Annotated in this window: 8 protein-coding genes; 5 read left to right on the top strand and 3 right to left on the bottom strand. The window is 63.1% G+C overall.

The genetic code is table 11. From position 1 onward, the window contains the following. Positions 1 to 243 precede the first annotated feature (243 nt). The 3 genes from C9E81_RS18380 to C9E81_RS18370 all read left to right on the top strand — a co-directional run bounded on the left by C9E81_RS18380 (position 244) and on the right by C9E81_RS18370 (position 5,611). Positions 244 to 1,476 carry an efflux RND transporter periplasmic adaptor subunit gene (locus C9E81_RS18380; RefSeq protein WP_122113823.1) on the top strand — a complete coding sequence of 411 codons (1,233 nt, stop codon included), beginning with the start codon at positions 244 to 246 and terminating at the stop codon, positions 1,474 to 1,476. Further along, positions 1,476 to 4,742 (top strand): efflux RND transporter permease subunit, encoded by a 3,267-nt coding sequence (locus tag C9E81_RS18375; protein WP_122113822.1) that lies wholly within the window; start codon positions 1,476 to 1,478, stop codon positions 4,740 to 4,742. The genes C9E81_RS18380 and C9E81_RS18375 overlap by 1 nt, the downstream gene beginning before the upstream one ends. A 200-nt stretch (positions 4,743 to 4,942) precedes the next feature. Continuing rightward, a complete protein-coding gene (locus tag C9E81_RS18370) occupies positions 4,943 to 5,611 on the top strand; it encodes a helix-turn-helix transcriptional regulator (protein WP_166461973.1) in 669 nt (222 codons plus the stop codon). Here the strand turns inward: C9E81_RS18370 and C9E81_RS18365 are convergent. From C9E81_RS18365 to C9E81_RS18355, 3 genes are all read right to left on the bottom strand, one after another. Then, positions 5,596 to 6,135, bottom strand: a complete 540-nt coding sequence (locus tag C9E81_RS18365) for a hypothetical protein (protein ID WP_122113820.1) — start codon at positions 6,133 to 6,135, stop codon at positions 5,596 to 5,598. The genes C9E81_RS18370 and C9E81_RS18365 overlap by 16 nt on opposite strands. Positions 6,136 to 6,148: 13 nt before the next feature. Next, on the bottom strand, positions 6,149 to 6,826 hold the full coding sequence (locus C9E81_RS18360; RefSeq protein ID WP_122113819.1) for an acyl-homoserine-lactone synthase: 678 nt from the start codon (positions 6,824 to 6,826) through the stop codon (positions 6,149 to 6,151). Positions 6,827 to 6,948: 122 nt separating this feature from the next. Continuing rightward, on the bottom strand, positions 6,949 to 7,587 hold the full coding sequence (locus tag C9E81_RS18355) for a hypothetical protein (RefSeq protein WP_147457628.1): 639 nt from the start codon (positions 7,585 to 7,587) through the stop codon (positions 6,949 to 6,951). A gap of 273 nt (positions 7,588 to 7,860) precedes the next feature. Between C9E81_RS18355 and C9E81_RS18350 the strand changes: the two genes are divergently transcribed. Both C9E81_RS18350 and C9E81_RS18345 read left to right on the top strand, forming a co-directional pair. Continuing rightward, positions 7,861 to 9,636 carry an ABC transporter ATP-binding protein gene (locus C9E81_RS18350; RefSeq protein ID WP_122113817.1) on the top strand — a complete coding sequence of 592 codons (1,776 nt, stop codon included), beginning with the start codon at positions 7,861 to 7,863 and terminating at the stop codon, positions 9,634 to 9,636. A gap of 27 nt (positions 9,637 to 9,663) precedes the next feature. Further along, positions 9,664 to 12,166 (top strand): amino acid adenylation domain-containing protein (locus C9E81_RS18345; RefSeq protein ID WP_122113816.1); only part of this gene is annotated, 2,503 nt, incomplete at its 3' end.

The raw sequence follows: 12,166 nt of genomic DNA, 5'->3' as shown, positions 1-12,166 counted from the left end.
TCCGGCGATCAGGATTTCAGGCTACTAGAGTCGTGGCCCTAGACCCTGATCCGGTCCGTGCACCCGGCTTCCGCTTCGCTCTGGCTTGACGGGTGGCTAAGGGCTCGGCCCTCGCGGCGGGCAAGGGCGACCGGGCGGCACCCCCTCATTTGTACGGGATTTATCTGGCGTTTTCCGATTTTGGCCAATACCGGGCATTCTCCGGAGACATCGCCTCCTTGCGCAGAAACGGAATCCTACCAGATGTCGCCCGAGCCTTCGAACGATCAGCAAGGTCTTCCGGCCCACCGGAACGACAAACCGGCATGGGCCAAAACCGCCCGCGAACTGCGCCGCGAAACCGCCGCATCCGAATCACCTCGGCGGCTGTGGCCCTGGGGGCTTCTGGGCCTTCTGGTTCTGGCACTGGCGGCCGTCGCCGTGATACCCGATCCGGCACCACCCGCCGCGCCTTCCGATACCACCTCCACTGATATCGCCACCATCTTGCACCCACTGGATGTGATCACGGTGCGGCCACAAAAGCTTCGCAGAACCCTGCCGGTCAGCGGCACCCTGCATCCGCATATGCAGGTCGAGATCGCCAGCCGGACGACCGGCTTGGTCGAGCAGGTCGGCGCGCGGCTGGGAGAGCGGGTGTCGCAAGGTGACTTGTTGCTGCAGATCGAAAGCGACAGTCTCCGGGCCGAGCTCCTCCAACAGCAGGCGGCGCTTGAAGCAAACCGCGCGCAATCGCTGCTGGCCGAGGCGCAGAAGCAGCGGTCCGAACGGCTAAGCGATCGCGGTCTGACCGCCGCAGCGAATCTCGAAAGCTCCCGCAGCAATCTGGAAGTGCAGGCGGCCAACCTGGAAATGCAGCGGGCCGCCGTCTCCGCTGCCGAGATAGCTCTCCGCGACACCCGCATTCTGGCACCGTTCGATGGCGTGATCGCCGCACGCAAGGTCGATCCGGGCCAGACTGTCGCCAACGGCACTACCGTATTCGAACTGGCCGACCTGTCCAGCATGCTGGCGACGATGGATGTCCCGGTGGCCAGAACCGTATTGCTGAAACCCGGGCAAAGGGTTCACCTGACATCGCCGGGTCTGCCGGGCCGGGAGTTCATCGGCCGTGTGGATGGCATTTCTCCCGTTGCCAGCGAAGGCAGCCGCAACAGTGCCGTGACGGTCCGAGTGGACAATCCCGATGGCCTCCTGCGCGGCGGCATGTTCGTCAACGGCCAGATCGAGATCGACAGTATCTCCGAGACCATCGCCATCCCGCATGACGCATTGCGGGAAGACGTGGATGGTCATCATGTGCTCAAGATCAGCAACGGCCACCTGATCCGCCAGCCGGTCGAAATCGACCCGTCAATGTGGGGCAACGCCCTGATCGCCATAACCTCGGGCCTGGAGACCTCGGACCGGATCGTTTCGGGACGGTTGCCGGATCTGCGCGAAGGCATGCAAGTTCGGGTCGGGGAGCCGCGCTGATGTTCCTGACCCGAACCAGCGTCAACAACCCGGTTTTCACAACAATGGTCATGCTGGCCATCACGATTTTCGGCCTGTTCTCCTGGCACCGCCTGCCAGTCGAGCATATGCCCGATATCGACGTGCCCGCCGTGGCCATCGTGATTGCCTATGACGGAGCATCGCCGGAAGCGGTCGAGAATGACGTCATCAAGCCTGTCGAAGACAGCATGGCCACGATCAGCGGCATCGACGTGATCCGCTCTACCGCGCAAGCCGGGCAGGCTACGGTGTTAATGCAATTCGACCTGGGAATATCCCCGGCCGAGGCGATGAACGAGGTGCGCGACAAGATGGCCACGGTTCAGTCCAGCCTGCCGGATGCCGCCGAGACGCCCACCATTGTGAAATTCGATCCCGCCGCAACGCCGGTCATCTCTCTGGCGATCGGTTCCGACCACCGTTCGCTGTCCGAACTGACCCGGCTGGCCGAAGATCACCTTCTTGACCGGCTGCGCAACGTCGGCGGCGTTGGCAGCGTCTCGCTGGTGGGCGGAGTTCCGGCGCAGGTGGATGTAATCATCGATCCCGAGCGACTGGCCGCGCAGGGCATTCCTCTGTCCGAGGTCAGAACGGCGATCGCGGACAATGCCGAGAACCTGCCGGCGGGGACGATCACCGGCGGCGCGCGGTCGCAGTCGATCCAGATCCGTGGCGCATTGGCGGATGTCGGCGATTTCCGTGACCTGATCATAGGTCGCCAAGGCGGGCAGCCGATTCGTCTATCCGAAGTCGCAGATATCCGCATCGGTGCGGCCGAGGCCGAAAGCCTCGCCTTTCTCGACGGCAAGCCCGCGCTGGCTGTCGACGTGATGAAGGTTCAGGGTGCCAACACCATCGACGTGACCGACGGTATCGCCAACGCGGCGCAAAGCGCCGAACGAAATCTGATGCCCGGGGATGTGCGCATCGAGATCATCGCCAGCGAGGCAGACGCGGTCAGGGATTCGGTGGCCGCCGTGCAGAATATGCTGATCGAGGGCGCGATCCTGTCGGTGCTGATCGTGTTCCTGTTCCTGAACTCGTGGCGCTCGACCGTGATCACCGGGCTGGCGTTGCCGATATCGATGATCGGGACGATGGTGGCGTTGCATTTCCTCGGCTTCACCCTGAACATCATGACGCTGATGGCGTTGTCGCTGTCGGTCGGCATCCTGATCGACGATGCCATCGTCGTGCGCGAAAACATCACCCGCCACCTGGAGGCAGGCAAGAGTCACCGCCATGCGGCTCTGGACGGAACGGCAGAGATCGGCCTTGCCGTGACCGCCACAACGCTGGCCATCATCGCCGTGTTCCTGTCGGTCGCCTTCATGGAAGGCATTCTGGGCCGGTTCTTCCTGCAATTCGGCGTGACGGTTTCGGTGGCCGTGCTGATATCACTGTTCGTGGCCTTCACATTGGACCCGATGCTGTCCAGCGTCTGGAATGATCCGGCCACGCATCCCGGTGCCCGTCGCGGCCCGGTCGGGCGATGGGTTGCGCGGCTCGATCAAAGCTTCGACCGCCTGACCGGGCATTACCTTTCGGTGCTCCGCTGGTCATTGCGGCACCGGCTGGTTACGCTGGCGATGGCCATCGCCCTGTTCCTGGGCAGTTTTGCCCTGATCCCGATGATCGGCGCCGAATTCCTGCCTGCCGAGGATGATGGCCGCGTTTCGATCAGCATCGAAACGCCCCCGGGATCCTCGCTGGACTATACCGCTGCGCGCGTGCGCCAGATCGAAGCCAAGCTGGGCGAGATGCTCGAAATTGCCTCTACCTATGCCAGCATCGGCACGGCCGGTGTGGGAACAGGGCAGCGAAACACCGCGAATATCGGGATTACCCTGGTCCCGCAAGCGCAGCGCGATGCCTCGGCGACAGAGTTCGCCGCCAGCCTGCGCCCAATGCTCCGGCGTTACCCGGGCTTGCGAACAGAGGTCAGCGCCGGGAATGCTGCGGGTGGCGGGAAACCGGTTCAAATCATCGTTCTGGGACAGAACAGCGAGGTTCTGCGGCGGATCGGCGATCAAGTGGCGGGCCGGCTGGCCGATATCCCGGGAGTCGAGGATATCTCGTCCTCAATGCGGCAGACTCGGCCCGAGATAGGCATCGAACCGGACCGGCAGATGGCCAGTGAGCTGGGCCTGACCGCCCGCGATCTGAGCGCGGTTCTGGCGTCGATGACAACCGGCGAAACCATCGCCACCTGGACCGCCCCCGATAGTCAAAGCCATGATGTCGTCATGCGCCTCGCCGAAGCCGATCGCAGCCGGGTCGCCACATTGGGCAACCTGCCGGTAGGCATCGGTTCCGGGAACGGCCAGATCATCCGGCTGGATCAGATCGCCCGGATCGAGCAGCGCAGCGGCCCGGACGAAATCTTGCGCGAACAGTTGTCGCGGCGGATCACGATCGAGGCGAATCTTTCCCCCGACGCGCCCGGCGACGTCCACGCGCAGCTCTCTCGCCTGACGAATGAAATGGAGCTGCCCGAAGGCTATCGCTTCTCGCTCGGCGGCGATACCGAGCAGATGGCCGAAGCGGGTGCCTCGGCGGTTACGGCGCTGTTGCTGGCGGTGGCATGCATCTATCTGGTGCTGGCCTCGCAATTCGGCAGCATCCTGCAACCACTGGCAATCATGATGTCGCTGCCGCTGTCGCTGATCGGAGTGATCGTGGGGCTATGGCTGGGCGGCTCCAGTCTCAACGTGATGTCGGCGATCGGCATCATCATGTTGATGGGTCTGGTAGTCAAGAACGCCATCCTGCTGGTAGACAATGCCAATCAGCAGGTCCGCCAGGGCCTCAATCTCTACGACTCCCTCGTGAGCGCGGCTCGCACCCGCTTTCGTCCTATTGCGATGACCACGCTGGCGATGATCCTCGGGATGCTGCCGATGGCCCTGAGTCTTCATGAAGGCACCAGCCAGAACGCACCAATGGCACATGCAGTGATCGGTGGGCTGGTCTCATCCACCCTGCTGACGCTGGTGGTGGTGCCGGTCATGCTGACCTATCTCGATTCTTTGGGGCGGCGCGTGGCTCGCATCCTGCCCGATCCTCCTCCCGATCATTCGCTTCCCGCGCCGCGAATGCCTGCCACAGACCCGCCTGGAGCCGTGGCCACGGCCAAGCTGGCTCTGCTACAGGCCCGGGATGTCGAGCGGCCGGCGGCACATCTGTCCGAGTTCCGAATCGACGAGGCGGCCGATAAGCTAGCCCGGAAAAGCTCGGCCGGATAAGTCCCGGAATCTAGCCTTTCGGAATCCGGCGGTTAATCGCCTAGGCCGGACATGTACACCCGGACAATCCGGCAAATTTCGGCTGAAATCAAATCGGGACAGGAAAGCGTCACACAATTTGCCTAAGCTATGCTTCGCTACTGATCAAAGTGAAGACCCAAGACGCAACCTTCTGGCCGCAAATGACACTTGTTCGTTCGATGTTACCCGCCAATTCTACCGCCGAAGCGATCCGGATCTTGCGCGGGCTTCTGCGGGTCGATCATGTCACGCTGCATATGCTGAACAACCCAACCACGGGAATGGACAATCCTTTCGTCCGGACCACCTATCCGGAAAGCTGGGTCAGCCGTTATCTTCTGAACAACATGGCGGTCGCGGATCCTGTTCTGCAACGCGCACAAAGAGGCGATGAGGCTTTTTTCTGGTCCGAGTTGGTATTGGACGACAATCAGGTCCGGACAATGGAGGAATTCGTGCAGGCGGGCCTTGGCACGGTCGGCTACAGCCTCGTCCATATCGACCCGCATGGCCGCAAGAGCGTGCTGTCAATCAGTCGCGCCGAGCCCGAAGACTGGGAAGCACATATCGACGCGCATCTCAGCGGGTTGGAGCAAGCGCATATGGACCTGCATATAAAGGCGCTGGCCGAGGCTGCGGCCGATGCGAAGGGCATTCCGCAACTTGCGCCGCGCGAATACGAATGCTTGCGCTTCACCGCTCAAGGCAAGACCTACAGCGAAATCGCTATCATCCTGAACCTGTCGGAGCATACCGTGCGCAGCTATCTGAAGCTGGCGCGGGTGAAACTGAACTGCGTTTCGCTGGCACAGGCAGTGGCCAAGGCGGTGCGCTACAAGATGATCTGAGGCGGCGCGTCTGGAAAGCCGCTAATTCGCTTTTCTATCCGGGTGGCAGCCTGCCATAACCGGGCCGCCATCCGATCCTGCCCCTGCTTTTTCAGCAGGTGCGCCTGCATTCCCAGCACGACGGCGCGGCGAGAGCCATGCAGCATTCCAAAGCCGGGATGATCGAGGATCCGGACTATGCCTTCATGGATTTCTCGCACCGTCATCGGCGGCACCGGCAGGATGACCTGCGTGGTTCCGCGGGCATAAAGCATACGCAAATGCGTCAGCGACCGCATGGGAGTCACGGGTTGTATGGTCCGCATGATCCCGACCCCCGTCTTCAGGAAACGCTGAGCCTGCGCGGGATGCTGTATCTCCAGCCCCATACGCGACAGCAGCGCCCCCTTGTAGAGATGGATTTCGGCATTTTCCGGATCGCCGGCCAACCTACGTTCGATCAACCCCAGAACCCGTAGGGTCTCGGCGGGGCGGATTTCCGCAGCCAGACAATAAAGGGCGAAACTGTCCAGTTCGCGTTCCACCAGCGGCCGCCTGTCAATGCAGCATCGCGGGAATGCGTATTACCGGCTGCTGGCAGGGTAGCATGGGTGGAACCGGAGCGTGGAACAACGGCCCGGCAACGCCAAGCGCCTTCTGCATGTCGCGCCGCACCTGCTGCGAAACGGCAAAGGATGCGCAGCAGACCGGGCGCCGGCCATAGCCATCGGCTGATCCGTGCATCTGCATGCGGACGCCCGCCCGGCGATAGACGCGGCCCATCATCGGTTCGAAATTCGATACCAGCCGGTTGATACCCGTTGCCAGCGCCGCTTCGCATAGTGCCAGCAGCATCAGGCTGAAACCCCGCCCCGCATCCATATGGGGAAAATCCTGCGACAACAGTTCCTCGTTCAGGCACATCCGCGTGCCTTCCCAGATATCATTGCCGATCAGATCCGCGTTACGGCCATGCGTGGCCCAGAATACGTCATGCAACAGCGTCGGCCCATCGGTCGGCATCAGCCGCACGGCTCCGTAAAGCTTGCTACGGTCTCTGGAACACCAGACCAGATAGGAGGCGCCCAGATCGTCGTATCCATCGCGTTCCTCGTCTCCGGCCACCTCGACCTTCCAGTTCAGCCGGTCGTGAAAAACCCGCTTGCGCAGCCGGAACATGGCACGCATCAGCGAAGAGTTGGCAGCGATTTCATGTGGCTGGATCAGAATGAACATCGGCAGGTGCTCCTTGCTTCCTGATTGCGGGAAGCCTCAAGGAAACCACGGCTGACCGACAGCGCCCCGCCTGCACGCGCCTATTCCGGCCCCCGCATCTGTGCGGGCCGGTGGGCGGCGGTTCAGCAGGGCCGCAGCCGTGGCAATGCCCCGACCAGAACCCGGGTCAGCACCAGCCCCGGCATGACCCGCAATTCCACGCGGAAACGGCTGCCGGGTCGCAGCCCGTACAGCACCGCATCGGCTAGCCGGAGGCTGATTCCCGATCGGGCCGAGGCACGGACCTCCAGATCGGCGGGGCCGACCGCTGTGCCCAGTCGTGACGCCAGTCCGCGGGACAGTGCGTGCTTGGCCGAGATCGCCCCCATCCGTCTCTCCTCGGGCCGCATCCGCGTCAGCCCGGGCTGATGCGCAAGCAAATGCAACTCCGTCCCGGATAGCGGACCGGCCTGCGCATCAGCGCGAATCGCCCGCAAGTCCAAACCCAGCGATTCGCTTCTGCCTCGGCGCAGCCAGACGGCCACCTGGCCGCCGTCGTGGCTGATTGCACCGGTCAAATCGGTCGGCCACTGCCGTTCGGGATGTTCGGGTATCGCTTGCGGCGGCAACCGTAGCAGGCGCATGCCACGCATCACCATCGCCCGCCCGGTTAGAAAAGCATCGCGTTCGGATTCGGACAGAACCTCCAGTTGATCGCTGTAGAGCGACAGAAGGCGCGGCCGGGCATTCGCGGCTGAACCAATGGGGGCGATCAGCAGCACTCCATCGTCTTCTCTGTCAAGAATTCTGGCATGGTCCATGGTTCGGGCACCCGGCAGCAAAACAAGTGTATAGCGGTGCATTTCCTGGTTGGCTTGAGGCCTCGCAACCACCGCATGCGGGTTGCCCCTGATGCCAGACGAGCCGACCGGAGCTAACCCCCTCATCTGTGCGGGACAGAAGATGCAAGGCTGAATGGGCGTTTAGCCCGGATCTCGAATCCCCGTCATGCTGCTCTCGAAAAGGCGCATTGCCAGCCCAATGGAGGACATGACATGGCATCCGGTTCCACGCCGCTGTTTCGGCTGATCCGCGCGGGTCGGCCCTCGGTCACGGCCCTGATCGCGGCCACCCTGGCAGCAGCGGCGGGCGTAGCCTGTTCGCTGGTCTTTCCGCTGCTGACCCGCAAGGTGGTCGATACCGCAGGCAGCGGCGGGCTGATCAGCGAAACCATGTCCTTCCTGATCGCGGCGCTTCTGGGTGCCACCCTGTTCAATGCGCTTTCATCGCTGCTTCTGGCCCGGATCGGCCACAATATCGTTGCCAATCTGCGCCAGCGGCTGTCCGACAAGATGCTGCGGCTGACGATCCCCGCCTTCGACCGCGAGGGCAGCGGCGAAAGGGTCAGTAGGATCATGCGCGATTGCGAAAGCATCTCGGCCCTGACCACCACACAGACGGTCAACCTGATTACTGGCACGATGATGCTGATCGGGGTGGCGGTGGTTCTGTATTCGCTGGACAACGCGCTGACGATGACATTGCTGGGCGCGATGATCGCCGCTTTCGCGGTTCTGGTGCCGTTGTCGATGCTGCTGGACGGGCTCAGCCGCCGCACACAGGACGAAGCGGCTCGCCTGAGCGGGCTGCTGACCCAGGTCTTCGGGGAAATCCGGCTGGTCAAGGCTTTCACCGCCGAAGAACGCGAAAGCCGCCGCATCGGCAAGGCACTGGAAAAGCTGCGGCGCCTGGGCATGCGCAGCTCGACGGTCAACACCACGCTGGAGCCGGTGATCCAGCTCGCCATGACGGCGGCGATCGTCACCATCCTGATCTATGGCGCCAGCCGGGTTTCCGTCGGAACCATGAGCGTCGGCACCCTGACGGCCTTCATCCTGTCGATCCTGAACGTCATCTCGCCGCTGATGCAACTCACCATGTTCATGGCCGAGTTCCAGCGAGCCAAGGGCGCATCCGCCCGTATCGCCGTCCTGCTGGACGAAACCGAAGAGGAATATCTCACCAGCGATCCCGCCCCCGCCGAGGGCGGGGAACTTCGCTTCGAGCATGTCTCTTTCGCCTATCAAGCGGATGACGGTGACCGCCAGCCGGTTCTGCAGGATCTGTCACTGGCCTTTGCGCCGGGCAGCACCACTGCGCTGGTCGGTCCCAGCGGCAGCGGCAAAAGCACCATCCTGTCGCTGATCGAACGCTTCTACCTGCCCTCCGAAGGGCGGATCACGCTGAACGGCACGGATATCGCCCGCATACCCCTGCAGGATTGGCGCCGAATGATCGGCTATGTCCCGCAAAACGCCCCGATCATGCCGGGCAGCATGCGCGACAACATCACCTATGGCCTGACCGGTAATTTCACCGACGACCAGATCCGCGATGCCGCCGCCCGCGCAGATGCGCTGAGTTTCATCGAGACGCTGCCGCGCGGACTGGACACCAATCTGATCGAACAGGGCAACAACCTGTCGGGCGGTCAGCGCCAGCGGATCGCCATCGCACGCATGTTCCTGCGTGATCCCCGGATCCTGATCCTAGACGAGGCAACATCGGCGCTGGACGGCGAAACCGAAAGCCAGGTGAAGGCCTCCCTGGACCGCTTGCGCGCGGGCCGGACCAACATCGTGGTTGCGCACCGCCTGTCGACCGTTTTCGACGCCGACCTGATCGTTTTCCTCGAAGGCGGCCAGGTCTCGGGCTCGGGCACGCATGCCGAGCTCGTGGCGACGCATGAATTCTATGCCCGGCTGGTGGGACGGCAGAACCACGCCGCCACCCGCCCCGCTGCCGCCTTGTCAGTCCCCCTGTCCGCGTGACGGAGACCGAATACGGGAGTTCTTCCGATGACCATCAATACCCGCGATCTGCGCCCGCTTTCGGCTTCCCAGGCAGAAATCTGGTTCGCCCAACAACTTGACCCGACCAACGATCTTCTGGACCTGCGCGGTCATCTGCATCTGCAAGGCGAAGTCGACACCGATGCATTGCGTCAGGCGCTGGATGCCAGCGTGGCCGAGTTCGACACGCTGCGTCTGCGCATCATCGATACGCCCGACGGTCCACGCCAGTTCAAGACCGGTGATTGCGGCAGCGGCCTGACCATCATCAACTGCGCCGACATGGCCGAGGCAGAGGCGGATATGCAAAGACGCTGTCGCCATGTCTATGATCTGGCGTCCGAACCGCCATATACATTCGTCCTGTACCAACTGGCGGGCAATGGCGCAGTATTGTTCCAGCGCTATCACCATGCTGTCATGGATGGTTTCAGCGGCTCGTTGATGAACGGCCGGCTGGCCGCGCATTACGCCGCGCTCACCGGCGGAAGCGCTGCACCGGCCGGCGATGTCGACAGCGTCGAAACGATCCTGGCCGAGGATGAACGCTACCGCGCCTCCGGCCGCCACGCGCGGGATATAGAGGCATGGCGCGACTTTTTGGTGGATGCACCTGCCCCCGCCGGGCTGGACGGCTCGCCGCATCGCGCCTCGTCGGCCTATCACCGGGCCAGCGCCGCGATACCCGCCGATCTGGCGCGTGCGCTGCTGGACGCCGAGGCGACCACAGGCACACGCTGGCCGCAGCTCTTGACGGCGCTGGCCGCCGCCTATCTGCAGCGCATCGCCGGGCGCGCATCGATGCTGTTCGACTTTCCGGTGGCAGCACGCACCCGCACCACACGCAATGCGCCGGGGATGCTGGCCAATGTCGCGCCCCTTCGGCTGGACATGACCCCGGACAGCTCACTGACCGACCTGACCCGCGCGATCGGTTCGGGGATCCGCCACGCGATCAAGCATCAAAGCTGCCGCAGCGCCGAAATCCTGAAACTGACCGGCAGCGAGGCTCGCGGCTTCGGTCCGCGCATCAATATCGTTCCTTTCGACTACCATTTCGATTTCGCCGGCATTCCCGCTGAACTGACTGCCCTGTCGAACGGCGCGGTTCAGGATATTTCGATGACCATCGTCGGCATACCGGGCAGCCCGGTCTTTACCGTCAACCTCGATGGCAATACCGAGATCGCCACACCGTTGCAGATGCGGATGCATCTTGATCGCTTCCTCGATTTCGCCACCGCCGCCCTTGCCGCGCCCGATCGTCCGCTGGCACTCATCGACCTGCTGACCGCCAGCGAAGCCCGGCAGATCGCGACCTCCAACGATACCTCCACCAATCTTCCACCCGCAACGATCACCGGGCTTTTCGCCGGGGTCGTGAAGCAGGCGCCCGATGCCGTCGCGGTAATCGATGGTGATGTCAGCCACAGTTTTGCCGATATCGACACCCGCTCGGATGCCATCGCGGCAGTCCTGCAACGGCAGGGTGTGGAAATGGGTCAGCCGGTGGCACTGTTGCTGAGCAGATCGGCCGATGTGATCGCAGCTTCACTGGCGGTGCTGAAATGCGGTGGTCACTACGTGCCGTTGCACGAATTGCATCCCGACAAACGTCTGAACGAGGTAATCGCAGCCGCAGGCGCCGGTCATCTGATCGCCGATGCCGCTCTCGAAGGGCGCGACATCACCAGCCGGCACCTGTTGCGTCTTGACCGCGAGCCGCTGCCTGCGGCGAGGTCAGAATCGCATATGCCTGTCCCCGACATGCTGGCCTATGTCATGTTCACCTCGGGCTCGACCGGCACGCCAAAAGGTGTCGCGATCCGTCACCAGGATATCGCCGATTTCATCCGCGACCGCCGCTTTTCCAGCGGTCACAAGCGCGTTCTGCTGCATTCGCCACATGCTTTCGACGCCTCGAATTTCGAGCTGTGGATGCCACTGCTGAATGGCCGCACCATCGTCATCGGCCCGCGCGAGGCGACCGACCCGGCGCAGATGACCCGTGTGCTCAGGCAGCACCGCGTGGATTCCGCCTGGTTGACCGCGGGCCTGTTCAACGAGTTCGTGCGCACCGCACCGGATTTCTTCGCGGGCCTCGAGCAGATCTGGGCGGGCGGGGATATATTGTCGCCCTCGGCCATCGCGCTGCTGCAGGAGCGCTTCCCGAAACTTCGGATCGTCAATGGCTACGGGCCAACTGAAGCCACCACCTTTGCCCTGACCTGCCAGCTTGACCCCTCGCATCGGGGGGCTGCTCCGATCGGGCGGCCATTGGACAACATGCAGGCGCATATCCTCGACGCATCTCTCCATCCTGTTCCTGTCGGTGTTGTTGGCGAGTTGTACATTGCCGGTGCGGGGCTGGCGCAGGGTTACCTGAACCGGCCCGATCTCACCGCCGAGCGCTTCCTCGCCAATCCCTTCAGCCCCGGGCAGCGCATGTATCGCTCCGGCGACCTGGCCCGGTGGCGCGAGGACGGACAGGTCGAGTTCATCGGCCGCG

This window comes from Paracoccus alkanivorans, assembly GCF_003697785.1.
Lineage (GTDB): Bacteria > Pseudomonadota > Alphaproteobacteria > Rhodobacterales > Rhodobacteraceae > Paracoccus > Paracoccus alkanivorans.
The sequence above is the reverse complement of the archived record's forward strand: the minus strand, read 5'-3'. Positions and strand labels throughout refer to the sequence as shown.

What these genes read in the sequence shown, in the direction of transcription:
- C9E81_RS18360 (WP_122113819.1), bottom strand. Translation starts at nt 6,826, where the DNA reads ATGTTCATTCTGATCCAGCCACATGAAATCGCTGCCAACTCTTCGCTG.
- C9E81_RS18380 (WP_122113823.1), top strand. Translation starts at nt 244, where the DNA reads ATGTCGCCCGAGCCTTCGAACGATCAGCAAGGTCTTCCGGCCCACCGG.
- C9E81_RS18375 (WP_122113822.1), top strand. Translation starts at nt 1,476, where the DNA reads ATGTTCCTGACCCGAACCAGCGTCAACAACCCGGTTTTCACAACAATG.
- C9E81_RS18370 (WP_166461973.1), top strand. Translation starts at nt 4,943, where the DNA reads ATGTTACCCGCCAATTCTACCGCCGAAGCGATCCGGATCTTGCGCGGG.
- C9E81_RS18350 (WP_122113817.1), top strand. Translation starts at nt 7,861, where the DNA reads ATGGCATCCGGTTCCACGCCGCTGTTTCGGCTGATCCGCGCGGGTCGG.